This is a genomic window from Actinoplanes sp. NPDC051851 (assembly GCF_040681165.1).
GTDB lineage: Bacteria > Actinomycetota > Actinomycetes > Mycobacteriales > Micromonosporaceae > Actinoplanes.
Map to the genome: position 1 here is coordinate 24,369 of NZ_JBFAYF010000047.1, position 25,366 is coordinate 49,734.

At 72.2% G+C, this 25,366-nt stretch carries 27 protein-coding genes; 10 read left to right on the plus strand and 17 right to left on the minus strand.

All coding sequences use genetic code 11. From position 1 onward, the window contains the following. Positions 1-463: 463 nt before the first annotated feature. Together AB0M08_RS34260 and AB0M08_RS34265 are read left to right on the plus strand one after the other, a co-directional pair. On the plus strand, positions 464-1,846 hold the full coding sequence (locus AB0M08_RS34260; RefSeq protein ID WP_364502546.1) for an AMP-binding protein: 1,383 nt from the start codon (positions 464-466) through the stop codon (positions 1,844-1,846). 52 nt (positions 1,847-1,898) lie between these two features. Further along, positions 1,899-3,800, plus strand: coding sequence for a metallophosphoesterase family protein (locus tag AB0M08_RS34265; protein WP_364502549.1), 1,902 nt, complete (start codon positions 1,899-1,901; stop codon positions 3,798-3,800). A 9-nt stretch (positions 3,801-3,809) separates the two neighbouring features. Here the strand turns inward: AB0M08_RS34265 and AB0M08_RS34270 are convergent, their stop codons facing one another. Beyond that, a complete protein-coding gene (locus AB0M08_RS34270) occupies positions 3,810-4,400 on the minus strand; it encodes a flavoprotein (protein WP_364502552.1) in 591 nt (196 codons plus the stop codon). Positions 4,401-4,478: 78 nt separating this feature from the next. Here AB0M08_RS34270 and AB0M08_RS34275 point away from each other — a divergent pair, with 78 nt between their 5' ends. Then, complete coding sequence (locus tag AB0M08_RS34275) at positions 4,479-5,270, plus strand: alpha/beta fold hydrolase (protein ID WP_364502555.1); 792 nt, start codon at positions 4,479-4,481, stop codon at positions 5,268-5,270. On the opposite strand, the gene AB0M08_RS34280 is transcribed toward AB0M08_RS34275, so the two are convergent. From AB0M08_RS34280 to AB0M08_RS34300, 5 genes are all read right to left on the minus strand, one after another. Continuing rightward, the gene (locus AB0M08_RS34280; protein ID WP_364502557.1) at positions 5,233-5,724 is read right to left on the minus strand and encodes a hypothetical protein; all 492 of its coding nucleotides are present in this window, start codon (positions 5,722-5,724) and stop codon (positions 5,233-5,235) included. The genes AB0M08_RS34275 and AB0M08_RS34280 overlap by 38 nt on opposite strands. 23 nt (positions 5,725-5,747) lie before the next feature. Continuing rightward, on the minus strand, positions 5,748-6,287 hold the full coding sequence (locus AB0M08_RS34285; RefSeq protein WP_364502560.1) for an ATP-binding protein: 540 nt from the start codon (positions 6,285-6,287) through the stop codon (positions 5,748-5,750). 48 nt (positions 6,288-6,335) lie between these two features. Then, complete coding sequence (locus tag AB0M08_RS34290; protein ID WP_364502563.1) at positions 6,336-6,941, minus strand: hypothetical protein; 606 nt, start codon at positions 6,939-6,941, stop codon at positions 6,336-6,338. A gap of 16 nt (positions 6,942-6,957) precedes the next feature. Beyond that, positions 6,958-7,653 carry a Panacea domain-containing protein gene (locus AB0M08_RS34295; RefSeq protein ID WP_364502566.1) on the minus strand — a complete coding sequence of 232 codons (696 nt, stop codon included), beginning with the start codon at positions 7,651-7,653 and terminating at the stop codon, positions 6,958-6,960. Positions 7,654-7,720: 67 nt separating this feature from the next. After that, positions 7,721-8,539 (minus strand): sugar nucleotide-binding protein, encoded by an 819-nt coding sequence (locus AB0M08_RS34300; protein WP_364502569.1) that lies wholly within the window; start codon positions 8,537-8,539, stop codon positions 7,721-7,723. An 80-nt stretch (positions 8,540-8,619) separates the two neighbouring features. Between AB0M08_RS34300 and AB0M08_RS34305 the strand changes: the two genes are divergently transcribed. Further along, the gene (locus AB0M08_RS34305) at positions 8,620-8,901 is read left to right on the plus strand and encodes a hypothetical protein (protein WP_364502571.1); all 282 of its coding nucleotides are present in this window, start codon (positions 8,620-8,622) and stop codon (positions 8,899-8,901) included. A gap of 29 nt (positions 8,902-8,930) precedes the next feature. On the opposite strand, the gene AB0M08_RS34310 is transcribed toward AB0M08_RS34305, so the two are convergent. Continuing rightward, the gene (locus tag AB0M08_RS34310) at positions 8,931-9,680 is read right to left on the minus strand and encodes an SDR family NAD(P)-dependent oxidoreductase (protein ID WP_364502688.1); all 750 of its coding nucleotides are present in this window, start codon (positions 9,678-9,680) and stop codon (positions 8,931-8,933) included. Next, complete coding sequence (locus AB0M08_RS34315) at positions 9,646-10,671, minus strand: helix-turn-helix domain-containing protein (RefSeq protein WP_364502574.1); 1,026 nt, start codon at positions 10,669-10,671, stop codon at positions 9,646-9,648. Before AB0M08_RS34315 ends, AB0M08_RS34310 begins: the two co-directional genes overlap by 35 nt. A 107-nt stretch (positions 10,672-10,778) precedes the next feature. On the opposite strand from AB0M08_RS34315, the gene AB0M08_RS34320 reads away from it, so the two are divergent. Genes AB0M08_RS34320 through AB0M08_RS34340 form a run of 5 tightly spaced genes read left to right on the plus strand, consistent with a single transcriptional unit; the run spans position 10,779 to position 15,181 of the window. Further along, positions 10,779-12,023: an ABC transporter substrate-binding protein gene (locus tag AB0M08_RS34320; protein ID WP_364502577.1), complete on the plus strand. Its 1,245-nt coding sequence runs from the start codon at positions 10,779-10,781 to the stop codon at positions 12,021-12,023. Next, complete coding sequence (locus AB0M08_RS34325; RefSeq protein WP_364502580.1) at positions 12,020-12,700, plus strand: ATP-binding cassette domain-containing protein; 681 nt, start codon at positions 12,020-12,022, stop codon at positions 12,698-12,700. The genes AB0M08_RS34320 and AB0M08_RS34325 overlap by 4 nt, the downstream gene beginning before the upstream one ends. Continuing rightward, positions 12,697-13,386, plus strand: a complete 690-nt coding sequence (locus AB0M08_RS34330) for an ABC transporter ATP-binding protein (protein ID WP_364502583.1) — start codon at positions 12,697-12,699, stop codon at positions 13,384-13,386. Before AB0M08_RS34325 ends, AB0M08_RS34330 begins: the two co-directional genes overlap by 4 nt. Next, positions 13,383-14,219, plus strand: coding sequence for a branched-chain amino acid ABC transporter permease (locus AB0M08_RS34335; protein WP_364502586.1), 837 nt, complete (start codon positions 13,383-13,385; stop codon positions 14,217-14,219). The genes AB0M08_RS34330 and AB0M08_RS34335 overlap by 4 nt, the downstream gene beginning before the upstream one ends. After that, positions 14,210-15,181: a branched-chain amino acid ABC transporter permease gene (locus AB0M08_RS34340; RefSeq protein WP_364502589.1), complete on the plus strand. Its 972-nt coding sequence runs from the start codon at positions 14,210-14,212 to the stop codon at positions 15,179-15,181. Before AB0M08_RS34335 ends, AB0M08_RS34340 begins: the two co-directional genes overlap by 10 nt. A gap of 24 nt (positions 15,182-15,205) precedes the next feature. Here the strand turns inward: AB0M08_RS34340 and AB0M08_RS34345 are convergent, their stop codons facing one another. Continuing rightward, a complete protein-coding gene (locus tag AB0M08_RS34345) occupies positions 15,206-15,847 on the minus strand; it encodes a hypothetical protein (protein ID WP_364502592.1) in 642 nt (213 codons plus the stop codon). A gap of 162 nt (positions 15,848-16,009) precedes the next feature. Beyond that, positions 16,010-16,930: an aminoglycoside phosphotransferase family protein gene (locus AB0M08_RS34350; RefSeq protein ID WP_364502595.1), complete on the minus strand. Its 921-nt coding sequence runs from the start codon at positions 16,928-16,930 to the stop codon at positions 16,010-16,012. Positions 16,931-16,976: 46 nt separating this feature from the next. Between AB0M08_RS34350 and AB0M08_RS34355 the strand changes: the two genes are divergently transcribed. Then, positions 16,977-17,660: an SDR family NAD(P)-dependent oxidoreductase gene (locus AB0M08_RS34355; protein WP_364502598.1), complete on the plus strand. Its 684-nt coding sequence runs from the start codon at positions 16,977-16,979 to the stop codon at positions 17,658-17,660. A gap of 54 nt (positions 17,661-17,714) precedes the next feature. On the opposite strand, the gene AB0M08_RS34360 is transcribed toward AB0M08_RS34355, so the two are convergent. The 7 genes from AB0M08_RS34360 to AB0M08_RS34390 form a co-directional block, all read right to left on the minus strand. Next, the gene (locus AB0M08_RS34360) at positions 17,715-18,476 is read right to left on the minus strand and encodes a pseudouridine synthase (RefSeq protein ID WP_364502600.1); all 762 of its coding nucleotides are present in this window, start codon (positions 18,474-18,476) and stop codon (positions 17,715-17,717) included. Further along, a complete protein-coding gene (gene scpB, locus AB0M08_RS34365; protein ID WP_364502691.1) occupies positions 18,445-19,308 on the minus strand; it encodes an SMC-Scp complex subunit ScpB in 864 nt (287 codons plus the stop codon). The genes AB0M08_RS34360 and scpB overlap by 32 nt, the downstream gene beginning before the upstream one ends. Before the next feature lie 296 nt (positions 19,309-19,604). Continuing rightward, complete coding sequence (locus tag AB0M08_RS34370; RefSeq protein WP_364502694.1) at positions 19,605-20,777, minus strand: segregation/condensation protein A; 1,173 nt, start codon at positions 20,775-20,777, stop codon at positions 19,605-19,607. 534 nt (positions 20,778-21,311) lie between these two features. Then, complete coding sequence (locus AB0M08_RS34375; RefSeq protein WP_364502603.1) at positions 21,312-22,427, minus strand: adhesin; 1,116 nt, start codon at positions 22,425-22,427, stop codon at positions 21,312-21,314. 22 nt (positions 22,428-22,449) lie between these two features. Continuing rightward, positions 22,450-23,625: a hypothetical protein gene (locus AB0M08_RS34380; protein WP_364502606.1), complete on the minus strand. Its 1,176-nt coding sequence runs from the start codon at positions 23,623-23,625 to the stop codon at positions 22,450-22,452. Positions 23,626-23,728: 103 nt separating this feature from the next. Then, positions 23,729-24,403: a hypothetical protein gene (locus AB0M08_RS34385; RefSeq protein WP_364502609.1), complete on the minus strand. Its 675-nt coding sequence runs from the start codon at positions 24,401-24,403 to the stop codon at positions 23,729-23,731. A 12-nt stretch (positions 24,404-24,415) separates the two neighbouring features. After that, positions 24,416-25,348: an AAA family ATPase gene (locus AB0M08_RS34390; RefSeq protein ID WP_364502611.1), complete on the minus strand. Its 933-nt coding sequence runs from the start codon at positions 25,346-25,348 to the stop codon at positions 24,416-24,418. Between the last annotated feature and the right edge of the window lie 18 nt (positions 25,349-25,366).

A 25,366-nucleotide genomic window follows, 5' to 3' on the forward strand; every position in this document is an offset into this window, starting at 1 on the left:
GCCCCGGCTGGCCGGATTTGATCAACATTTCATGATCAACTGCGGGTTGGATCTTGGTGGCTGGCGTTCTGGGGTGTGTCGGCGGGCTGGAGTGACCCGTGAGCGCCAGCTTTCCCGGCGCGGCTGGTGTTCAGGGGTCTCTCGGACGCCGGAGACACCCCGGATCGCCAGCCGATCGGCCCGAGGCACCCCGGATCGCCAGCCGACCGGCCGAGGCACCCCGGACCGCCGGCTCACCGCCTGCGGGCCCGCCGCCCGGCGGGCCCGCGACCGAAACCCGGCCGACGGAGCCGACGATCCGCGGGCGGCGAGTGTTCCGGACGGGCACTCGCCGCGGGATCCGGCGTCCCACCCGTGCGGTCCAGAATCGACCAGCAGAATCACCCGTGAGCACCAGCCAGAACCCGCGGGCGCGCTACGGCCGGGACCCGCGCTGGGTCTCGCGGGCTCCTATGATCCGGGGATGAGACTGCTCGGCGCGCTGCACGATCCCCAGGATCGGGATGATCTGGTCGTCACCCCGGAAGGGCGGGTCGGGCGGCATCAGTTGCTCGGGGCGGCGGCCGGGCTCGCGGCGGAGATCGGTGGGGCGCGGATCGTGGCCGTGGACGCCACGCCCGGGGTGAGCACGATCGTGGCGATCACCGGGGCGCTGCTGGCCGGGGTGCCGATCGTGCCCGTGCCGCCGGACGCCGGGGATCGGGAGCGGCGGCACATCCTCGAGGACTCGGGCGCGGAGCTGCTGATCACGGAGCGCGGGGGCCTGACGGAGGGCGTACCGGAGAAGGCTCTTGATCTGAAGCGGACAGGAGAGGTGCCGCCGGAAGCGGGTGCCGAGCGGGCCGCGCTGGTGCTCTACACCAGTGGGACGACCGGGGCGCCGAAGGGTGTGGTGATCTCGCGGGCCGCGATCGCCGCCGATCTGGACGCGCTCGCCGAGGCCTGGCAGTGGACCGCCGGGGACACCCTGGTGCACGGGCTGCCGCTCTATCACGTGCACGGGCTCGTTCTCGGCGTGCTGGGCGCGCTCCGCGTGGGGTCACCCTTGGTGCACACCCAGAAGCCGACCCCTTTCGCGTACGCCGAGGCGGCCGGCTCGCTCTACTTCGGTGTGCCGACCGTGTGGTCCCGGATCGCGGCCGACCAGAATGCCGCAAGTTCCCTGTCCAAGGCCCGTCTCCTGGTGTCCGGAAGCGCCCCGCTCCCGGTGCCGGTCTTCGACGCGCTGGCCGAGCTGACCGGTCAGTCGCCGGTCGAGCGCTACGGCATGACCGAGACCCTGATCACGGTGAGTGCACGGGCGGACGGCGAGCGGCGCGCCGGGCACGTCGGCCTGCCGCTGGCCGGGATCCGGTCCCGGCTGGTCGACGAGGGCGGCGCGGAGCTGCCGCACGACGGCGCGACCATCGGGCACCTGCAGATCGCCGGGCCGACCCTGCTGGACGGGTACCTGGCCGGTGACGGCATCCGCCCAGCCGGTCTGGTGGACGGCTGGTTCCCCACCGGGGATGTGGCCACTATCGGACAGGACGGCTGGCACCGGATCGTCGGGCGGGCCTCCACCGATCTGATCAAGAGCGGCGGCTACCGCATCGGCGCCGGCGAGGTGGAGGACGCGCTGCTGCTGCACCCGGCGGTCCACGAGGCCGCGGTGATCGGGGTGCCGCACGCCGACCTGGGTGAGCAGGTCACGGCGTACGTGGTGGCCGACCCGGTGAGCGCCGAGGATCTGATCGCGTTCGTCGCCGCGCGGCTCGCGGCGCACAAGCGGCCGCGCGTGGTGCACCGGGTGGAGAGCCTGCCGCGCAACGCGATGGGCAAGGTGCAGAAGAACCTGCTGGCATGATGAATCTGTGTAGTACCGCGACGTAGCCGCCGTCACCCGCCAGGATGGGTGGGTGACGGTCACGATCGACGAGTACAGCCAGTGGAACCGCGAGAAGCTGAGCCGGCAGGCGGTGACCCGCCGGTCACTGCTGGTGGCGACGATGGCGGGCGCCGGCGGGATCGCGTACGCCCAGTTCCACCGGGCGCGCGCCGGGTTCGCGATGGGCGGTGGCCGGGCCGGGAACGCGGGCGTGGTGGTCGCGGGGCGGCACCTCTCGTTCGTGCCCGGCGCCGGCGACGTACCGGGCGACGGCATGGCGGTCACCGCCCAGCTGGTCAGCAAGAGCGGCTCGCTCCCCACCGGACTGCGCGCCTACGTGGACGTCGGCACCTCCCCGAAGGAGTACGGCACCCGGGTCGAGGCGGACATCCAGCACCTGGTCGGCCGGTACGCCATCCCCGGCGGGCCGGTGGGCAGCCAGTTCTACGCCAAGGCGAAGATCACCGGGCTGCACACCGGGACGCTCTACCACTACCGGATACGCCTCTCCGACGGCACGGTCACCGGCGACGCGCACTTCACCACGGCGCCGGGCGCACCGGTCGCCGCGCCGTTCACGTTCACCGCCTTCGCGGACGTGGGCACCAACACGCCGCCGACCGACCCGAAGTTCGCCTGGGGCCAGGACCCGGCGGCGGTCGTCAAGGCGGGCGGGAGGTGGCCGGACGGGTACTTCGAGAACGCGTACACCGTGGACGACCCGATCGGCGGGACCGGCGGGACCGACCCGAGCCCGGCGGCCACCATCACCACCCTGATGGGCGCCGAGCGTCCGGCGTTCACCCTGCTCGCCGGGGACATCTGCTACGCGAACCCGTCCGGCTCCGGGCTGCCGGCCGACGACAACGGCATCCTCAAGAGCGAGGTCCCGCTCGGGACCAACCGCTTCAACCCGTACGTGTGGGACGTGTTCCTGAACCAGATCGAGCCGCAGGCCGCGTTCACGCCGTGGATGTTCGCGACCGGCAACCACGACATGGAGGCGGTCTACGGCGACACGCTGCACGGGTACGGCGGGCACGTGCAGCGCCTCGACATGCCGGGCAACGGGCCGAAGGGCTGCCCCTCGGTCTACCGGTTCGTCTACGGCAACGTCGGGGTGATCTCGGCGGACGCGAACGAGCTCTCCTTCGAGCTGCAGACCAACACCGGGTACTCGGACGGCGCGCAGGTCAACTGGGTCCGCCACACCCTCAAGAAGTGGCGTACGGCGGGGTCCGGGGTGGACTTCATCGTGGTCTTCTTCCACCACTGCGTCTTCTCCACGGCACACAACCACGCGTCCGACGGCGGGGTCCGGGCCGCGCTGGAGCCGCTGTTCAGCAAGTTCCAGGTGGACCTCGCCGTGCAGGGGCACAACCACCTCTTCGAGCGGACCGACCCGATCCGGCACGGGAAGCGGACCCGGGCGGCACCGGACGGCGCGACGGTCCGGCCGGTCGAGGACGGGGTGACGTACGTCTGCGTCGGCTCGGGCGGGCGGCCGCGGTACCCGTTCCGGCCCGCACCGGGCACCGCCGCGCCGGCTCCGAAGGGTGTGGTGCCCAAGGGCGCGCAGAAACTCCCGGAGGGCCAGCGGTACCGCGGGTACCGGCCGCCGGGCGGGACGGACAGCACCGAGAACAACAGCGAGAACATCGTGAACAGCTTCGTCTGGGCCAAGGGGACGCCGAAGGCCGGTAAGCCCGCGCCGCGCGGCGACAAGGTGCCGGAGTCGGTCGACTGGTCTCAGGTCCGGTACGACGGGTACGCCTTCATCGCGGTGGACGTGGTCCCGGCCGCGGTCGGCGGCACCACCACGATGACGGTCCGCACGCTGGCCGACGCGCTCCCCGGCACCGGCAGATCACACACCGAGATCGACCGCATCACCCTCTCCCGTACGGCCGGCCTGGGCACCGTCACGCCGTAACGCCGCCACTCACCCTCCTGACTGGTCCTCCGGGGTGTCTCGGGAGGGCTCGGGTGCCCCGGAGCACCGGCCGGAGACGGCGGCCAGCGCCAGGTGCCAGGGGTAGCCGTCGATGGTCAGGCCGCCCTCGCCGGGTGGGTGCGGTTCCCACTCACCCGGGCCGAACAGGACGTGGACGCCCTCGGCCCGCAGCGCCTCGACGGACCTCCGGAACGGGTGGCGGCGGGCCAGGGCGGTGTTCAGGTAGGGCAGGATCGCGACCGGGCGGCCGCGGCCGATCGCCTCGGCGACCGCGTTCAGCGCGTACGTGTCGGCGATCCCGGCGGCCAGCTTGTTGACCGTGTTGAAGGTGGCCGGGGCGACGATCATCGCGTCCGCGGTGCTCGCCGAGACCCGCTGCTCCCCCGGTCGCCGGAAGTCGCTGCGGACCGGGGCGCCGCACCGCGCCTCGAGGGCGGCCAGGTCGAGGAAGGGCAGCGCCGACGGGGTGGCCACCAGCCGGACGGTCCAGCCGTCCCGCTGGGCGAGCCCCACGAGGACGCCGACGCGGGCGGCCGCGCCGGCGCCACAGATCACGATGCAGAGGGTCGGCGAACTCAAGGGCCCAGTATCCACCCAGGCCAGCGTCCGGCGATTGGCGCTACCGGCCGCGGTGGCCGGTTTCCTACCGTCGGACACATGCGAGCGACGGTCAACGGGATCACGGTGGGGTACGACGACGCGGGCGAGGGACCGGCGCTGCTACTGGTGCACGGGCACCCGTTCGACCGGTCGATGTGGGGGCCGCAGTCCGCGGCGTTCTCCCGCGAGGGCTGGCGGGTGGTCGCGGCCGACCTGCGCGGGTACGGCGAGAGCACGGTCGTCCCCGGGCTGACCGCGCTGGAGACGTTCGCCCGGGACACGTTCGCGCTCGCCGACCACCTCGGGCTGGACGAGGTGGTGCTGGCCGGACTCTCGATGGGCGGGCAGATCGCGATGGAGTGCCACCGGCTCTTCGCACCGCGGATCCGGGGACTCGTGCTGGCCGACACGTTCCCGCAGGGCGAGACGGCGCAGGGGCGGGCGCACCGGAACCGGGCCGCCGATCGGCTGCTCGCCGAAGGACTGGGCGGGTACACCGCCGAGAACCTGGGGCGGATGCTGGCGTCGTACAACGTGGCGGCGCTGCCCGGGGTGGCCGCGCACGTCCGGGAGATGATGCTGGGCGCGCCACCGGCGGGTGCCGCGGCGGCACTGCGCGGGCGGGCCGAACGGCGGGACTACCGGGAGCTGCTCACCGGGGTGGCCGTGCCGGCGCTGGTCGTGGTCGGGCGGGACGACGAGTTCACCCCGGTCTCCGACGGGGAGCTGATGGCCTCGCTGATCCCCGGCGCGGAACTCGCCGTGGTCGAGGGCGCCGGGCACCTGCCGAACCTGGAGCAGCCGGAGGCGTTCAACGGGGTGCTCCGGGACTTCCTCGCCACGCTCTGACCGCGTGGCGGATGCGGGCGGCGAGGGCGGGGAGCTCCGGGCGTACGCCGAAATCCCGCTCCCACGACGTCCGGCAGCGCACCCGGATCTCCACGCGGTGCCCCTGGGTGAAGTCCGCCGTGGCGCGCAGCCGCCCGTCCCGGCGCAGGCGAACCCGGAGCGCGCCGTCGCCCAGGGTGACCGTTCCCGGACCGGTCACCGCGAGCCGATCGAGCCGATCCGCGAAGGCGAGCAGCTCATCCCAGGTCAGGAAGATCGTCCCGGACGAGGGCCGGGGTTCGGATTCGGTCGTAGCCTCGACCGTGGCGAGCAGCGTGTCGCGGGGGATGTCGATCCGGCAGTGCGCGTGCCGGGGATCGCCGTCGGGGTGGTCCATCCAGCTGCGCCCGCTACCGCCGTCGATGGTGAGCCCGATCCCGTACTCGACATCGAAGAAGCTGATCCGTTCCGCCATCCACCCATGATCCCGGCTGCGGGCTACGGGCGGGGTGTGGGCAGGGCGCCGAGGACGGTGGCGAGCCGGGCGTCGAGGGGGCCGGTCAGCTCCAGGACCGGGGTGTCCGGCCAGGCGTCGAGCGGGTCGTCGTAGGCCAGCTCCAGGAGCGCCTCGTTCATCCGGGAGCGCAGGCCGGGCAGCTCGGCGGGTGGCAGGATCCGCTCGGTCTCCGGGGTGATCACCGTGAGGACCAGCAGGTCGAGGCCCGCGAACGCGCGGCGCAGCGCGGCGGCGTCGACCTGCTCGGCCGGGTCGGCGCCGATCGCGGCCAGGTAGGCGAGGTAGTCCAGGGGCGTACGGTCGAAGATCGTCCCGGACGGCGCGTCCCGCAGGCTCCGCATCGAGCAGGCCAGCATCGCCCGGTAGTCCTCGGGTGCCGGCGGGAACGAGAACTCGTACCCCTCCTCCTCCGCGAGGTAGTACGGCTCGTCCGCCACGACGTGCCCCGGCAGCCGCGCTCCGAGCGCCTCGGCCAGCGTGCTCTTCCCGGTCCCATGCGTCCCGGAGATCGCGATGCGCATCCGCGCCCCCTCTCTTCGAGGCCTTCACCGGGCGCGATCATAGGTCCTCTAGCGCATTCTCCTCATGGCCAGGGCGTTCCGCGACCGGCGAACCAGCGCGATGAACTCATCGGGATACAGAACCAGGACGTTGCCGCTCAGACCGGTCGCCTGCCGGAACCCCCGGTCCCGGGTCACGCAATACTTGATCGACGGCGGCGCCACGTCCCTCGCCGCCTGCAGGGCTGTGGTGAAGACACATGCGTCCTCGTGGTCGAGGGGTGGATGGCCGTCGACCGCCAGGATCTCCATACGGGCGCCACCCGTCACGTCGTAGACGAGGTCGTAGAGAAAATCATGAAGGAGATCCTCGGCGTGCTCGGCCGACCAGCCCAGACCACGGGTTTCGGCGGTCTCGCCGTCACGAGGCTGCCGAGCCTTGCGGACGAGAAGGCCGTCGATGTGATCCGATGTCCAGACCTCCACGAGCTCCGGGCCCGCGAAACGGCCACTGGTCGTCAGAGCGACGGCCCGCAGACTGTCGAAACGGCGATCAGCCTGGCACGGCACCGGCGCGGCACCGCAACGGGTCGCAGCGTCCCGGAACTTCTCCCAGGTGAATGGCGGCCCCACCAGGTCAGCGACGTCGAGGAGGACGTTGACGTCGAAGACCACCGTGTGGAGGTCGGGTTCAGCCTCGCCGCGCTGTGTTACCACGTTGTGGGCGCTCCCGATGGAGACGGACCTCGACACGCGAGGGCTTGCGATGGCCACGATCCGTGGCGAACGCGGAGGACACCGGCTCCGGGAAGCCGGGTTCGGCGTCAGTGACGGGGTGACGGAAATCGTCACGGATGGCAGCCAGGACCTGCTTCCTCTCCACGCTGCCGATCCCGAGATCACCGGGGCCGTTGAGCCCGCCGGACACGAGGTCTGCCGCGCTCAGCCCGGCCAGCGAGCGGCGCCGGTAGAACCGCTTCATCTCCTCTGCCGGGATCGCGGCCTTGCTGGGCTGATGATCCGGGACGCCCTGCCGGGCGACGCGCCAGGGGAGTTCGTTGTGGGTCAGCTCCGACAGATCGTCCCCGGAGAGACCGCCATAGACCTGACAGACCAGGGCCACGACCTTGTCGGCGGCAGCGCTCAGCCGGCCGGGGTCGCCGGTCGGCCAACTACTGACGGTTCGCTGGCCCCGATGCCGATCCCAGAGCGTCACCACCACCGGGCCGTCACGCCACGCCTGAATGGTATCGGTGAACAGCGGCTCGTCGACGAGCGCGAGGTGCCAGGCCTGGCTGTAGTAGACGAGCTTCTGCAGCCGCATGGCCTCGACCGGGCCGACGTGAGCCAGCACAGCAGCCGCGACGTCATGCGCGTTACTGGGCATCAGCGGCTCCCGAGGTACCGAGGATTCCCCGATTTTAGCGCGAGAGTTCGCCCGGGTGGCCACTCGTTCAGGTGGCCATGAACTCGTGGACGCCGCGCAATGTGGTACGCAGCAGGGCGGTGGCGCGAGTCGTGGTGAGGCGGACGTCGGCGGGGAGGCGCAGGCCGGCGTCGGTGAGGGTGCCGGACGGGAGCAGCGTGGGGTCCAGGGACGCGCGGTGGGCGATCAGGACGCCCAGGTCGTAGCGGGAGATCGTGTCGGGGCCGGTGATGTTGAGGATGCCGGCGTAGTCGGAGGAGGCGAGTTCGAGCAGGGCGGAGGCCAGGTCGGTGACGTGGACCGGGCGGCGGTACACGTCGGTGAAGAGGGCACCGGTGACGCGGCCGGCGATCAGGTCGCGGGTGTGCGTCTCGTGGCGGCCCCGGCCGTCGCCGAGGATCAGGGAGGTACGGACGACCGCGGCGGACGGGTGGACGGCGCGGACCGCGGTCTCGGCGGCGGCCTTCGCGGCGCCGTAGCGGTGGATCGGGTCGGGGTGCGCCGACTCGTCGTAGCGGACGTCCCGGCCGGAGAAGACGGCGTCGCTGGAGATGTGGACCAGACGGATGCCGAGGGCCGCCGTGGCCACCGCGACGTGGGCGGCGCCGTCGGCGATCACCGCCCAGTCGTCGGTACCGGTGGCGGTGTGGATGACGGCGTCCGGGCGGGTGCGGGCGAGCAGGGCCCGAACGGCGGCCGGTTCACGAACGTCAAGACCTTCCTTCGCGTACGCGGAAGGCGCGCTGAAGTGGGTCCCGGTGACGGACCACCCACCGGCCTCGGCGCGGGTGGCCAGATGCGCGCCGAGGTGCCCGCTGGCCCCGGTGATCAGAATCCGTCCGGTCATGGTGGGGAACCCTAGTGGCCCGGCCGGCGCCGGCGATTCAGATCGTTCTCGGGGCGGTCGCGGCGGTGCTGGGTGCCGGCGTGGGTACCGTCGCGGTCGCGGCGCCCGCGGTGGCCGCGAGCGCCTGCCCGGCGTGTTACGGGCTGAGCGGGCTCGGGGACGGGGTCTACGCCGAGCAGGCGGACCCGGCCTACCCGCCGATGATCGCGGCGGCGCAGGAGCGGATCGCGGCGTTCTACGGTGGGCGGGAGAACCGGCCACGGGTGCTGATCTGCGCGACCGGTGCCTGCTACCGGCGGATCGGCGAGGGCGGGGAGAAGGGGCAGGCGCTGACCTCAGGGGTGGCGCGGGCTTCCCGGTGATCACGTGACGGGGAACGGACGTCACGGGCTCAGACGCTCATCCCGCCGTCGACCGGGATGGTGGCGCCGGTGATGAACGTGCTCTCCGGGCCGGCCAGGAAGAGGACGGCGGCGGCGATCTCGCCGGGGGTCGCGTGGCGGCGCAGCGGGATCATCGCGTCGAAGGCGGCGGCCGCGCGGTCCGGGGGCAGGCCGGTGGCGGCGACCTCGATGCCGTGCTGGAAGGCGTTGTCGATCGGGCCGGGGTGCAGGGTGTTCACCCGGATCGCGCGCGGGGCCACCTCCTTCGCCAGCGTGCGCATCAGGCCCACCTGGGCGTGCTTGGCGGTGGCGTACGCGCAGATCCCGGGATCGGCGGTCAGCCCCACCACGCTGGAGTTGATGATGACGCTGCCCCCGTCGGAGAGGACCGGTACGGCGTACTTGCAGGTCAGGAACGCCCCGCGGACGTGCACCGCGAGCACCCGGTCCCACTCCTGTTCGGGGTAGTCGGCGACCGGCGCGATCACCCCGGTGACGCCGGCGTTGGCGAAGACCACGTCCAGGCGGCCGAAGGCGGCGAGGCAGTGCTGGACCGCCCGCCGTACCTGGGAAGCGTCGGTGACGTCGGTGACCACCCAGGCGGAACGGGAGGCACCCAGCTCCCGGTCGACGGCCGCGAGGCCGGTCGCGGAGAGGCCGGCCAGCAGCACCCGCGCGCCCTCCCGGACCAGGGCCCGCGCGGTGGCCGCACCGACACTGCCCTCACCGCCGGTGATCAGCGCCACCCGGCCGTCCATCCGTCCCACCACGCCATGGTCCGGGGAGGAACGGGCGGACGTCTTGACCCTGAGCGCACAGCGCTTGCCGGGCGCGGTAGTCGCGGGGGCTGAGCCCGTACGCGGCGTGGAAGAGGCGGCTGAAGTGGGCCGCGTCGGTCAGTCCGCGGCGGGCGCCGATCAGGCTGACCGGGCAGGATGCGAGCAGCGGGTCGCGCAGGTCGCGGCCGCAGGCCTCGAGGCGGCGCCGCCGGACCCAGGAGGCGACCGTGACGCCCTCGGACTGGAAGAGCTTGTACAGGTAGCGCGGCGAGATGTGCAGGACGGCGGCGATCACTCCGGGGGTGAGGCCGGGCTCGCCGAGGTGGGTGTCGACGTACGCGACCGCACGGGTGAAGAGGGCACGGCGGGCCACGTCGGGGTCGGCCGGACGGGTCTCCAGGTGCCCGGCGAGTCCGGTGGTGAGCAGGTCGAGCACGTTGCCGCCGAGCCGGTGGGCGTCCCGCTCGTCGACGTCGTCGAGCACCTCGGCGGCCCGGGTGAGGAACGAGCTGATCAGCCCGCCGAGCCCACCGGCGCCGGAGAAGCGGGTGGCGGTGAGCCGGCCGACCCCGGCGGCGGGCAGGCCGAGCAGGGCGCGCGGGAAGATCAGCACGAGCAGGCGGCACGGGTCGTCGAAGGTGAAGGTGTACGGCCGGGTGGTGTCGTACACCGAGAAGTCCCCGGGCCGGAGGGCGACGCTGCGGCCGTCCTGGCTGAGTACGCTGCCGCCGCGGCACTGGAGGCCGAGTTTGTAGTAGTCGCCCCGCTCGGCGGCGATCAACCGGCTGGTCCGGCGGACCCGGTGACTGCCCGCCTCCACCTGGTAGAGCCGGAGCGCGCCCAGGGTGGCCCCGCGCAGTTCGCCGTGGAACGGCCCGCCGTCCCGCCGGGACGCGTCGAGCGGGACGAAGGCCTCGGTGACCGCCTGGCACCAGTCCTCGAAACGGTCGGTCCGCACCACATCGATCATGGTCAACCTCCGGTGTCCGTCCAGCTTGCGGCGCACGGGCGCGCAGGGTCAAGCGGTGGGCGTGGTCGTTCAAGACCGGGTCCGGGGTGAGCGGATAGGACCAGGACATGAAGAGGCGCACGATCCTCACCGCGGGGGCGGCCACCCTCGTCGCCGGGTGCGGCCGGGGCCTGCAGGAGACCCCGGCCACCACCGACCGGACGATCCGGATCGGATACCTGATCCCGAAGACCGGCAACCTCGCGGTCTTCGGCGAGTCGAACGACTACGTCCTCGGCGTGATCCGGAACGCGCTGCGGGACGGCCTCACGGTCGGGGGCAGCAGGTACACCGTGGAGATCCTGGACCGGGACACCCAGTCGAGCGGCACCCGGGCCGCGCAGGTCGCCGGGGAACTGATCGGCCGGGACGGCGTCGACATCGTGCTGGCAACCTCCACCCCGGACACCACCAACCCGGTGAGCGACCAGTGCGAGGCCGCGAAGGTGCCGTGCCTCGCGACCATCTGCCCCTGGGAGATCTGGTATTACCCCCGCGGCGGGAAGGACTTCACCTACACCTACCTCTACTTCATCGGTACGCAGGCCGAGTCGCAGGTGTTCGCGCGGCTCTGGCAGCGGGTGCCGGGCGGCCCGCACACGGTCGGCGCGCTCTGGCCGGGCGACGTGGACGGCGACACGTACCGGAAGTACTTCACCCCGGTCGTGCGCGGGCTGGGCTGGACGCTGGTCGACCCGGGCGCCTACCAGGACGGGCTCACCGACTTCACGCCGCTGATCACCAAGCTCAGGGACGCCGACATCCTGCAGGCCGCGCCGATCCCGCCGGACTTCATCACGTTCTGGAAGCAGGCGGACCAGAACCGGTTCCGGCCCCGGCTGGCCACCGTGGCGAAGGCGCTGCTCTTCCCCAGCGCGGTGGAGGCGCTCGGGAGGCTGGGGGACAACCTGGTCGCGCCGGCCTGGTGGCACGCGGACTACCCGTTCGCCTCGTCGCTGGACGGGATGACCGCGCGGGCGTTCGCGGACGGGTACCAGCAGAGCAGTGGCCGGCAGTGGACCCAGCCGATGGGGATGGACCACGCGATCTTCGAGATCGCGGTGGCGGCGCTGAAGGCGTCCGGCGATCCGAAGGACCGGCAGGCGGTGGCGGCGGCGATCGGCGGGCTGAAGGGCGAGGCGATAACCGGGAAGTACGATTTCTCCGGTGGGCCGGTGAAGAACGTCGCCCTCGCGCCGGATCTCGTCGGGCAGTGGCGGCTCGGCGCGGCCGGGAAGTTCGATCTGGTCGTGGTCGACAACAGCGCCGCTCCGGAGATCCCGGTCCAGGGCGAACTGCAGTTCCTGCGATGATCGTGCTGCGGGAGATCACCAAAAGCTTCGGCGGGGTGCAGCTCTTCCGAAATATCGGATGGAAAGCCGAGAGCAGCGAGATAGTCGGCGTCGTCGGCCCGAACGGCGCCGGGAAGACCACCCTGCTCGACATCGTCGCCGGCGCCCAGCGGGCGGACGCCGGGCGGGTGATCCTGGACGGGAACGACGTCACCCGGCTGCCGCCCCATCGACGGCATCGGCTGGGGCTCGCCCGCACGTTCCAGACACCACGCCCTTTCGGCGACATGTCGGTATACGAGACCGCCCTGCTCGCGGGCGATGACGCGGAGTCCGCACTCCGGCGAACCCGTCTCCTCGATCGCGCCGACGAACCCGCCTCCCGGTTACGCCTCCTCGACCGGAAGCGTCTTGAGCTGGCCCGAGCGCTGGCAAGCCGCCCAAAAATCGTACTATTAGATGAGATAGCGGGTGGGTTGACCGATGCCGAGACCGATTCCCTGCTGGAGCTGATCACCGGCCTGGGGCGCGACGGCGTCACGGTCGTCTGGGTCGAGCACGTCATCCGCGCCCTGCGCCCCACCGCCACCCGGATGATCTGCCTGGCCGAGGGGGGCGTCCTCGCCGAGGGCAGCCCCGCCGAGGTCCTGAGCAGTCCCGCGGTCCGCGCCGCCTACCTGGGCCGGGCCGCCCTGTGACGCTGCTCCGGATCGAGGACCTCGACGTCCACTACGGCGACTTCCAGGCTCTCTCCGGCGTCTCCCTGTCGGTCGATCACGGCGGTTCGCTCGCCCTGGTCGGTGCCAACGGCGCGGGCAAGAGCACCCTTCTGCGTACGATCGCCGGCGCGCACCCGGCGACCGGCGGCCGGATCACGCTGGACGGCACCGGCATCACCACCGCGCCACCGCACCACCGGGTCCGGGCCGGCATCGCCCTGGTCCCCGAGGGACGCCGCCTGTTCCCGAGCCTCACCGCCGAGGAGAACATCAAGGTCGGCGGGCGGGCCTGGCCGCTCGACCGGGTCTACGACGTCTTCCCGCTGATCGCCCGCTGCCGGAACCGGCGGGCCGCCCTGCTCTCCGGCGGCGAGCAGCAGGCCGTGGCGATCGCCCGGGCGCTGGCCTCCGGCCCCCGGCTGCTGCTGCTCGACGAGATCTCCCTGGGCCTGGCCCCGGCGGTGGTCGACGACCTGTACGACGTGCTGGCCGTGCTGCGCGCCGAGGGCACCGCGCTGGTCCTGGTCGAGCAGGACCTGGCCCGGGCCCGGGCGGCGGGCGACCATCTGATCTGCCTGCTGGAGGGCCGGGTGGTCCTCGCCACGGCGGCCGCCGACGCGCCACTCGAGAAGGTGATCAGCGCGTATTTCGGGACATCTCAGTGAACGCCGCCGTGCAGGGTGTCCTCCTCGGCGGCGGGTACGCGCTGATCGCCTGCGGACTCTCCCTGACGTTCGGCGTGATGCGGCTGGTCAACCTGGCACACGGCGACTTCGCGGTCTGCGGCGCCTACCTCGCCCTCGTCCTGGCCCACTGGCAGCACGTACCCGCCTGGTACACGCTCCCGCTCCTGCTCCCCGCCGCGGCCCTGGCCGGCGCCGCCCTGCACGTCACCGTCCTGAAGCGGGCCCTGCGCGGCGGCGAGCTCTCCCCGGTCCTGGTCACCTTCGGGCTCTCGGTGGTGATCGAGAACCTCCTTCTCGTGTACGCCTCCGCGGACACCCGCGGGCTCCCCGGCGGCGCGTGGTCCCAGGCCAGCATCGCGCTCCCGGGCGACGTGGTGGTCTCCTGGATCCGGCTCACCGGGCTGCTCACCGCCCTGGTCGTCCTCGGCGGGCTCCAGCTGCTGCTGGCCCGGAGCGCGTGGGGCCGCCGGGTCCGGGCCACCGCCGACGACCCGGACACCGCCCGGCTGGTCGGCATCCGGATCCGCCCGCTCCTCGCCGGGGTCGCCGCGATCGCCGTCGCCACCGCCGCGCTGGCCGGCGTCTTCCTCGGCCTGATCTCCGGCTTCGACCCGCAGTCCGGCGGCCTCATCCTGATCTTCGCGTTCGAGGCGGTGGTGATCGGCGGGATCGGCTCGCTCTGGGGCACGCTGATCGGCGGGATCGCCCTCGGCCTGACCCAGCAGCTGGTCGGCCAGTGGCACGCCCAGTACGCGGTGCTCGCCGTCCACCTGCTCTTCCTGCTGGTCCTCGCGGTACGGCGGTGGACGTGAGACTCCTCGCCGTGCTGCCCCTGATCGCGATCCCGTACGTGCTCGCGCGCGCCGAGTACGCCCTGGTCGACCTCTTCCTGCTGGTCTGCCTCGCGAGCCTGTGGAACCTGCCGGCCGGGTACGCCGGGCTGACCTCGTTCGGGCAGCAGGCGTACCTCGGCACCGGGGCGTACGCGCTCTACCTCTTCGCCGCCGCCGGGATCGACCCCGCGTTCGGGGTGGTCCTGGCCGCGCTCACCGCCGCGATCGTCGCCCTGCCCGTCTCGCTGGTCGTCCTGCGTCTCAACGCCGGGTACTTCGCGGTCGCCACCTGGGTGGTCGCCGAGGTGCTGCGCCTCTTCGTCACGCTCAGCCCACGGGTCGGCGGGAACACCGGCGTCAGCCTGCCCGGCACCGGCCGCTACCCGCTCGTCCTCTGGCAGGCGATCACGTACTGGTGGTCCCTGGGCCTGATGACGGCCTGCGTGGGCGGCGTCTATCTGCTGATGCGCAGCCGTTTCGGTCTGCGGGCCCGCGCGGTCGCCGCCGATCCGGTCGCCGCGGCCGCCACCGGGGTCGCCGTCGGACGGGTGCGGCGGATCGCGTACCTGCTCTCCGCGCTCGGCACCGGCGCGGTCGGCGCGGTCCTCTTCTGCCATCACCTCTACGCCGCGCCGGCCTCGGTCTTCGGGCCGCAGTACAGCGTCGCGATGCTCTTCATGGTCCTGATCGGCGGGCTCGGCACGATCGAGGGCCCGATCCTCGGCGCGCTGCTCTACTTCGGCCTGCAGCAACTGCTCGCCGGGTACGGCCCGTGGTACCTGGTCGTCCTCGGCACGGTCGCCATGCTGGTCACCCTCTTCGCACCCCGCGGCCTCTGCGGCGGTCCCGCGGCGCGGCGCGCGTCACTCTTCCCGATCTCTTCACGGTACGGGCCGTCGCGCGTACGCCGGAACGCCCGCCCCCGGGGATCCTCTCCCTGACGGCGGGCGTTCCGAGCCCGGCGGTCAGCGCGTGGCCGGACCGAACGGGAAGCCGTTGCCGAAGGGGGAGGAGGCCGGCGACTGGATCGAGGGAAGCGCCGGCACACCCGGGAAGGCCGGGAACGCAGGGAAGGCCGGGAAGCCCGTCCCGGCGAACGGATCGAACATCCCGGTCCCGGCCGGCTCGGTCCGGGACGGCGTGGTGCTCGCCGGGTCGCCACTCGACGCGGCGGGACGGTTCGCCCGGGTCGGCTGCCCCACGCTACGGGTGCCGCCCCGCTGGTCGTCCGACGACGCCGGCCTGGCCGTGGACGGCTTGCCGCCCCTGGTGCTCTTGGTGCTCCTCGTGCTCCTCGTGCTCTTCGTACTCTTCGTACTCTTCGTGCCCTTGGTGCCCTTGTCCGGCGGGGTGGCCGACTGGGCATCGACGGTCAGCACGAAGGCGCCGTCCCACGGCACGCACTTGTAGATCTTCCAGAGTTTGGCGCGCTGGCCGGACGCGCCCACGGTCTTGCACTCCGCCCGGGTCGGGAAGTCGTAGGCGGGCGCCTGCGCGCGGGCGACGGCGTCCCCACCGGCGGGCGCGGCCTGGGCGGCACCGGCCCCGAGAACGGCGCCGGCCGCCAGCCCGATGCCGACGGCGAGCAGGCCGTGAGTCCTGTTCATGTCTGACCCTTCTGTCGATGCCCCGATGGACCCCCACAGCTGATCACCGCTTTTCCGGCTGGGTGGCATATTGCGGCCATATAGCCCTTTCAGAGGGTTTTTCCAGACCGACGCTCAGATTTCCGGGATTCGCCGGACAGCGCCCCGAAACTGTGGTGGGCCTCAGCACCGCCGGTCGCGCAGCGTCTCCGCGATCAGCCGGTCCGGGCCGGCGCTCCACGACCCGGCGCCCGCCTCGGCCGCCCAGAGCACGTTCTGCAGCACCCGGACCAGCGTCCACCGTGCCGCCCGGGGCCGGTCCAGCCCGAGCACCTCGGTCATCAGGTCGAAGCGCCGCAGCACGCCGGGTACGCCGCCGGCCGCCTCCCAGCGGTTGTGCAGGGCCGGGAGCAGGTCGAATCCCGGGTCCCCGGCGAGCGGCTTCGGGTCGATCGCCAGCCACCCCTCCCCGGCCACGCTCGCCAGCACGTTCTCGTAGTGCAGGTCCCAGTGGAGCAGCCGGTCGCCGGGCTCCGGCAGCACCTCGCGGAGCGCCGCGGCGCAGTCCCGGACGACGTCCCGGTCACCGGGGCCGGTGAGCAGGGTGAGGCCGCGGGGCACCCGGTCCAGCAGCCGCGGCGTCATCTCGGCCAGCCGGCGGACGCCGTCCGGGGCGGGCACCTCGTGCAGACGGGCGAGCACCCCGCTCAGCGTGCGCAGGGCGGTCGTCACGTCCGGGACCGCGGCCAGGCTCCGGGCCGCGTCCAGCCGTTCCAGCAGCATCGAGCCGGTCACCGGGTCGTGGTTCAGGAGAGTGACGGCGCCGTACCCGTACCAGGCCCGGAGCGCGACCGGCTCACCCACCGTCTCCTCGTCGACCGGCTGGAGCTTCAGCACCGCCGGTCCGCCGTCCGGCCGGCGGACCGGCAGCACCATCGCCACGTTCCCGTGCGAGGCCGTGCCGTCCGGCGTCAGGTCCCAGCGCTCCAGCAGCGCGGCGATCAGCCCCGGCAGCGCGTCGAGCCACGCCGCTGTGGTGCCGCCGAAGTTCAGCGCGTGCCTCTCCCGCAGGCCCGCCGGAACGTCGATCGTCGATTCGCTCATGGCCACATCCTGGCGGCCGGAACCGGCTCTGGCAGGATCCACGCCCATGCACGCGTTGATCGTGGGAAACAGCGACGGCATCGGGCTCGCCCTCACCCACCGGCTGCTCGGCGCCGGGTGGACGGTGACCGGCGTCTCTCGGCGGCCCGCTCCGGCCGGTGTCGCGCACACCGCCGACGTGGCCTCGCCGGAGTTCCCCGCGCTGCTCGCCCGGGTGCTCGCCGGGGTGGGCGACGTGGATCTCTGCGTCTACGCCGCCGGCATCGGCGAGCTCCTCGGCCCCGGGCTCGCGCTCGCCGGTCAGACCCGGACCTTCGAGGTCAACCTGCTCGGCCTGGCCCGGACCGTCGAGGCGGTCGTGCCGGGCATGGTCGCCGCCGGGCGCGGGCACGTGATCGGCCTCTCCAGCATGGCCGACGCGGTGCTCTCCGCGGACGCCCCGGCCTACGCCGCGTCCAAGGCCGGGATGACGTCCTACCTGCTCGGGCTGGACGCGGCGCTACGGCCGCGCGGGGTGGCGGTGACCGCCGTCCGGTTCGGTTTCGTCGACACCAAGATGGCGAAGTCCCCGGTCACCCCGTTCAAAATCACCACGGAGCGGGCGGTCGACGTGCTGATGCAGTGCGTCCGCACCCGGCCGGCGGTGCTCTCCCGCCCGCGCCGGATGGCCGCCCTCACCGGCACGCTCGGCCCGCTCCTGCGCACCGCCGCCCGTCTCCGCCACGGCTGACCGTCAGCCGTGCCTCGCCTCTGTCCCGCGCTCGGCCGGCTTCCGAGACACGGGCTAGTCCTCGTCGCCGACGGCCTTGAAGAGGGCCGCGACCTCGGCGTTCGCCAGGTGACGGAAGCCGCCGGGGCGCAGGTCGCCCAGGCGGATCGGGCCCACCGCGGTACGGATCAGCCGGGTGACCGGGTGCCCGACCTCGTCCATCATCCGCCGGACGATGTGCTTGCGCCCCTCGTGCAGGGTGATCTCCACCTGCGCGGTCTTGCCGATCGCGTCGACCAGCCGAAAGCCGTCGACCTGGGCCGGGCCGTCCTCCAACTCGACACCGGACTGCAGGCGGCGCCCCACGGTACGCGGCAGCGGGCCCATCACCTCGGCGAGGTAGGTCTTCGAGACGCCGTACGACGGGTGCATCAGCTTGTGCGCGAGCGTCCCGTCGTTGGTGAGCAGCAGCAGGCCCTCGGAGTCGGCGTCGAGCCGCCCCACGTGGAAGAGCCGCTGCTCGAAGTTGACGTCGAGGAAGTCGGCGAGCTCGGTGCGCCCCTTCTCGTCGTCGAGGCTGGAGACCACGCCACGCGGCTTGTTCAGCGCGACGTAGACCAGCTTGGTGTTCGTGATCACCCGCGATCCGTCGACGTAGATCTCGGCCGTGGCCGGGTCCACCTTGTCGCCGAGCTTGGCGACCTTTCCGTTCACCATGACGCGCTTCCGGAAGATCAGGTCTTCGCAGGCGCGCCGGGATCCAACACCGGCCGCCGCCAGGACTTTCTGGAGGCGTTCGGCGGTGTCAGCCTGAGGCATCGAGTACTTCTTCCACATCGTCGGGCAGGAACGGGGCGAGCGGCGGCAACTGATCGACCGAGTTGAGGCCGAGCTTCTCGAGGAAGAGGACCGTCGTCCGGTACAGGTATGCCCCGGTTTCCGGCTCGGTGCCACATTCCTCGATGAGGCCGCGAGTGACCAGCGTACGCATCACACCGTCACAGTTCACACCGCGGATGGCCGAGATGCGGGACCTGGTGACCGGCTGCTTGTAGGCGACCACGGCGAGTGTCTCCAGTGCCGCCTGGGTGAGCCGCACCGACTGCCCGTCCAGCACGAACCGCTCGACGTAGGCCGCGTACTCCGGCCGGGTGTAGAGCCGCCAGCCGCCCGCCACCCGCCGCAGGTCGAAGCCGTGCCCCGCGGCGGTGTACCGCGCCGAGATGTCGTCGAGCATCCGCGCCACCCGCTCCACCGGCTGCTCCAGCACCTGCGCCAGCTGCAGCTCCGCGGTCGGCTCGTCGACCACCAGCATGATCGCTTCGAGCGCCGCCGCCAGCTCCACATCATCAAGAGCTTTCTCAGTACGCTCGGCCGCTCCCCCGGCCGCGTCACCGCCCTCGCGGGGCCCCTTGGCCTGCGCCGGCACCGCGACCACGACCGCCGGCACCGCGACCACGACCGGTACCGGTTCTGGAGGCTTTTCCTCGGACATCTCCGATTCATCCGGCGGAATGAGCGCGGCGAGCGTGTCCCCGACGCCGCTCAGGTAGGCCGCGGACTGGTCGGCGGTGTCGGTCTCCGGGTGGACCGGCATGTCGACCGGGACGCCGTCGCCGTCGGGATCCTCCTCCGGCTCGGCCTCCTCGACGGCGTCGGGCAGCGGCATCTCCGGCTCGGGCTCGACCTCGGTCGGCTCCGGCTCCTCCTCACCGGGCAGCGCCCGCGGAGCATCCACCGCCTCGACGACCGACCCACCCGCCGCCCCCGCGACACCCGCCTCCGCAGCGCTCGTCTCCGTGGGCCCCGACTCGGCTTCCACGGCCCCGGTTTCCACGGCCCCGGTTTCGACGGCCTCGGTTTCCGCGGCCTCCTGGTATGCCCGGTCCGGCTCCCGGTTGCGTTCCCACGGTGGCACCCACGCCCTCGCCTGTGCCGCCAGGGACTCGGGACGCTCCTCGCTGCTCACGATCTCTCCTCCAGAGACACCGGCTCCCCCGCCGGCCCCGCCTCATCACCCACGCCAAGATCACCACCGGGCGCCGGCGCGTCAAGGCCGTCCGGGCCGAGTTCGTCCGAACCGGTACCCCCGTATGCCCCATCATCGGCGGGGTCCCCGTCGGGCAGGGCGGCCCCCTCGTCGTCCGGCGCGTCCCCGGCGGGCTGATCGGCCGCGTCCTCGTCGTCCAGTGCGTCCCCGGCGGGCTGATCGGCCGCCTCCTCGGGGTCCGGCCGGGTGCCCTCGTAGTCGTCGATCTCCAGTTCCCCGCCGGCGTCGTCCCCGCCGATCCAGCGCACCGTCAGCTCGTCCAGCGAGACCGGCTGCTCGAAGTCGATCAGGCCCTCGCGGTAGAGCTCCAGCAGCGCCAGGAACCGGGCCACCACCTCCAGGGTGTTCTCGCAGTCCGCGGTGATCAGGCTGAACGTGGTCGTCCCGGCGCGACGGAGCCGGTCGCGCAGCAGGTTCGCGTGCTCCCGGACGCTGACCCGCACCATGTGGATGTGCGCGATCGAGACCTGGGGCGGGCCGGGCTTCGGGGTGAACTGCTTGAGCGCCAGCTTGAACAGCCGCTGCGGCCCGATCCCGAGGACCAGCTCCGGCAGCGCGTCCGCGTACCGCGCCTCCAGCGTCACCATCCGTGGCCAGCGGCGCGACCCGGCCGCTTCGTAGCCGGCGATCGCCGCGGCGGCCTCCTTGAACGCCTTGTACTGCAGCAGCCGGGCGAAGAGCAGGTCCCGCGCCTCCAGCAGCGCCAGGTCCTCCTCGTCCTCGACCTCGGCCGCGGGCAGCAGCCGGGCCGCCTTGAGGTCCAGCAACGTCGCCGCGACCAGCAGGAACTCGCTCGTCTCGTCGAGGTCCCAGTCGTCGCCCATCGCCCGGATGTACGCGATGAAGTCGTCGGTGACCTGGTGCAGCGCCACCTCGGTGACGTCCAGCTTGTGCTTGCCGATCAGCTGCAGCAGCAGGTCGAACGGCCCCTCGAAGTTGGCGAGCTTGACCCGGAACCTTCCGGAATCGGGCTCCTCGGCGAGCGCCACGGCCGCATCATCGGAGACGGGTTCCGCGTCCGGGACGGGAACCAGGTCGCCGGGCGCCGGCGGGGCAGGCTCTTCAACCACGTGCCGACCGTAGTCCATACCGGCCGTCAGCTGCTCCGGGCTCACGCTGTCGTCCTCCACGTCGTCGCCGGGACAGCTCTCGTCCCTACCAACGTCGAAGATCGCGGCCGGTTGCTCCCACTCCTCACCGGACGCGTTTCCGGGCGTACCGGAAAAGCGCCTTGATATTGATCTGTGCCTTTATGGAGATCGGCTGTCCGAAAATGACCCGGGCCGCCACACTCGCAGCATGACGGCCCGGAAGATCACTTCTTCTTGCTCTTCTTCTTGCCCTTGTCCTTCTTGTCCTTCTTCGACTTCTTGGCCATGAAGGCCTCCTTTCGGCGGACGGACCAGCAATGCTTTCGACACTAATGGCCAATCGGTGAATCGTCATTGGCCTTCGGTCTTTGAGATGTTTACCATCCGTTTCCCCGGGAAGGCCGATAAGGAACGGACAAGCCACGCCCGGAGGCCCATATACGCTCACTTCGGCGCCCGGCCGCATATCCCTTTCAGCCCGGAACCGCCGTAATCCGGGCGGCTACCACGCCGAGGTGAACAGGTGGCCCGTCAGGCGGGCGGACCGGAGACCGGGGCGCCCGGCGACGGCGGTGCCGTGTTCGGCGCAGCCGATCCGGGAGCCGCCTGCTCGGACGAGGCCGGAGCGGGCGCGCTGGGAGCCGGCGCGGCAGCAGCGGGAACAGGCGCGGCGGGAGCAGGGGCAGCGGGCGGCGGGACCGGGCCGGGCGGCGGCGGGGGCTGGTAGGCGGCCTGCTGCTGGTACGCGAACTCCGGCGGCACTCCCGGAGCACCCGGCACTCCCGGCACTCCCGGAGCACCCGGCGCACCCGGCACTCCCGGCACACCCGGCGCACCCGGGGCGCCCGGGGGCGGAGCGGTGGCGGTGCGGAAGTCGTGGACCGGGACCTCGCCGCCGAACGTGGCGGCCAGCGGGACCGAGACGCCCTGGATCGCCACGTCGGCGCCCTCGCGCACCGCGGCGTGCACCGCCTCGCGCATCGCCCGGACGCGCTCGACCTGCAGCAGCTCGGTGATCGCCGGAGTCCGGCCGGTCATCCCGGCGGCCAGGTCCCGGAGGAAGTGACCGATCAGGATCACGCCGCGGCGGGTGCGGCGCATCGTCCAGCCGAGGTAGAGCCCGCTGCCGTACGGGAAGATGGTGATGTTGATCTGATAGGCGCCGTCGGTGATGACCAGACGGTTGTTGATCGCCTCGCTCGCCAACAGGTCGCTGCGGATGCGGACCGCGGTGGCGTCGACCGGAACGCCGCGCCGTCGCAGGGTGCCGTACACGGCGGCGTAGACCGAGTCGGCGGTGGCGTAACGGTCCTCGATCAGCGCCTTCCACTCGGTGATCGGCTCCTCGACCCGGGAGGCGAGCAGGACCACCCAGAAGATCAGGAAGGCCAGGAAGCCGCCGCCGATCGTGGGATCGTAGCCGTCGGCGCCGGCGAAGAGGACCACGAACAGGGCCAGGAAGAGGAAGAACGCCCAGACCACGAACGCGGCGACGGCGGCCTGGACCCAGAGGCGCAGCAGCGTCCGGAGCGAGACCGCCTCGTCGAGGGAGATCTCCACCGGGCCGTGCCGCAGACCCTGCATCCGGTACGCCACGTCACCGCTGCCCGGGCCCACGGCGGCGAACTGCCCCGGTGGTGTGCTCATGAGGAACCTCCAAGAAGGGGAATCAGACCAGCGAGATCTCGATGCCGGAACCGGAGACGGACGCGCTGCCGACGAAACGGAACGACGCGTCCCCGCTCTCCTTCTTCACGGCCCCGGTGAAGTCGGTGTACTCGGCACTCCAGTCGACCTTGCCGGCACCGTCGTCAGTGATCTGCACGCCGTTGCCGGTGTACCAGCCGTTCGCGCCGGGCAGCACCCGCACCCCGGGGTACGCCGAGATCGTCCACTTCACCGTGACACCGGTGCCCCAGACGGTGAGGCCGAACGGGCAGCCGGTGGTCTGCGCCTGGGTGCTGGTGGCGCACTGGTCGAGCCGGGTGCGCACCTGGGTCCGGATCTGATCCTCGGCGCCGGGTGCCAGCTGCGGGGTGCCGAAGTTGAAGACGGCGAGCCAGCCCTGCCCGGAGGCCTGCGGCACGGCGGACGCCCGCGCCTCGCCGAGCAGCGCGTTCCCCACCGCGACCGCCTCGTACGAGCCCGGGAAGGCGACCATCGAGTGCTCCAGCGAGCCCAGGTCGGCGCCGTTGACGGTGATCGCCCGGCCGCGCAGGTCGCTCACCGCGACCGTGACGAACGGGGAGTTCAGCAGGTAGTCGCCCTCGTCGGTGCGGCTGACCACGAGGGTCTGCCGGATCTCCTGACCGCCGGCCCGGAACGTCACCCCGACCTGCCAGGCCGGCCGGGCGTCGAGGGTGCCGACCTCGGTGGCCTCGCCGACCGAGGCGTCCGACGGGCGGTGCCCGCGATCCCGCAACGCCGCGTCGGTGAGCAGCGGGAAGCCGGCCGGGTCGACGCTGCCGCCGCCGTCGACGAGCTGCAACGCCGCGACGGCGTCCCCGTCACCGAGCGCGCCGAAGTAGTCCGCCACCGCCGACTCGGGCGACCTCTCGGTCAGCAGGCGAACGCCGCCGACCGCTCCGGCCACGAGCACGAGGACGGCCAGCACCGCGACGGTGATCAGTCCCGGACGGCGGGAGCGCGGTGGGCGTACCTCCGAAGCGGCGGAACCGAAGGTCAGGGAGGGACCCGAGGTGGGTGGGGGAACCGCCGCCGGAGGCGCGGGAGGCCGGTCGAGCACGACCGGCGCGCCGCACCACGGGCACACCGCATGACCACCGGGCAGCCCACCGCCGCAACCGAAGCAGAGGCCGGCGACCGTGGCATCGGCAGAACCCATAATCCGCCACCCCCGTAGGGTCATCGCAAGACAGCGGAACGTTACACCAATCGGCTGATGTCGGATACCCGGTCCGGAATCCCCCGCCCGATGGTGCGGCGGATCAGCTCCAGACGCGCAGGAAGAGCACGCCGAGGACGTCGAGGATCTGGAGGAGGATCGGGTAGCTGGTCGGGAAGATGCTCAGCACCAGCAGGATCAGCACGCCGACGTTCTTGTCCTCGAACCAGAGGCGCATCCAGGCCATGCCTGGACCGGGGCGGCGCAGGGCGTACCAGAGCACGCCGAACCCGTCCAGCGGCGGGATCGGGATCAGTGCCAGCAGGCCGAAGGCGAGCAGGCCGACGCCGAACGAGAGCACGATCTGCTCGGCGTACGGGAGGTAGCCGACGCCGTGCAGCACGTCGCCGAGGGTCAGCGCGCTGAGCACCGCGGTGTCGTCGAAGGCGAGAGCGTACCCGGCGAGGACCAGCTCACCGGCGAGGATGCAGAAGACCGGCCCGGCCGCGAAGACCGCCGCCGCCCGTCCCCGGCCCCGCCAGCGGGGCACGTCGTCCACGGTCAGCTGGCGTCCCCAGCCCATCCCGCCGATCGCGGCGGCCACCCCGCCGAACGGGTCGACGTCCTCGCGCAACCGGGGCAGCATGGACTCGCGGCGCTCGGAGAGCCCGACCGTGCGCGCGGTGAACCGGATCGCCACGGCGCGGAGCAGCAGGGCGAGCAGGAACGAGGCGACCAGACAGACGAACGCGACCGGATCGCCGAGCGCGAAGAGCACGGAGTCGGGACCTTACCCTCGTTCGGCCTTCGCGGCGATGACCTCACGAGCGAGCTGACGATAGTTGCGCGCACCGGAGGACGCAGGGTCCAGCGTAGTGATCGGCGCGCCCGCCACGGTCGACTCCGGGAACTTCACCGTCTTCGTGATCACCGTCTGGTACACCTTGTCGCCGAACGCCTCGACCACGCGCTGCAGCACCTGGCGGCAGTGGGTGGTGCGGGAGTCGTACATGGTCGCCAGGATGCCCTCGAGCTCGAGGTCGAAGTTGAGCCGCTCGCGGACCTTGTCGATCGTGTCGAGCAGCAGGGCCACGCCGCGCAGCGAGAAGAACTCGCACTCCAGCGGGATGAGCACGCCGTGTGCGATGGTCAGCGCGTTGATCGCCAGCAGGCCCAGCGAGGGCTGGCAGTCGATCAGGATGAAGTCGTACTCCTTGCGGACCGAGCGCAGCGCCCGGGCCAGGGCCATCTCCCGGGCCACCTCGTTGACCAGCTGGATCTCGGCCGCGGAGAGGTCGATGTTGGCCGGCAGCAGGTGCAGCCCGGCGACATCGGTCTTGATGATCACGTCCTCGGTGGCGACGTCGTCCTGCATCAGCAGGTTGTAGACGCTCAGGTCGAGGTTGTGCGGGTTCACCCCGAGGCCGACCGAGCAGGCGCCCTGCGGGTCGAAGTCGACGAGCAGCACCTTCCGCCCGTACTCGGCCAGGGCGGCACCCAGGTTGATCGTGGTGGTCGTCTTGCCGACGCCGCCCTTCTGGTTCGCCAGGGCGATGATCCGCGCGGGGCCGTGCCGGTCGGTCGGCATCGGCTCGGGGATCGGCCGGCGCATCGTGTACGCCGTGGGGTCGGCCGGGCCCAGGTCGGCACCGAGGTCGAGCGAGTTCTGCTGGTCCCGGAGCGCGGAGGTCCAGGCCTCCGCCCGGTCGCCGTTCCCTGACATGCTTCTTCGCCCCCTCCC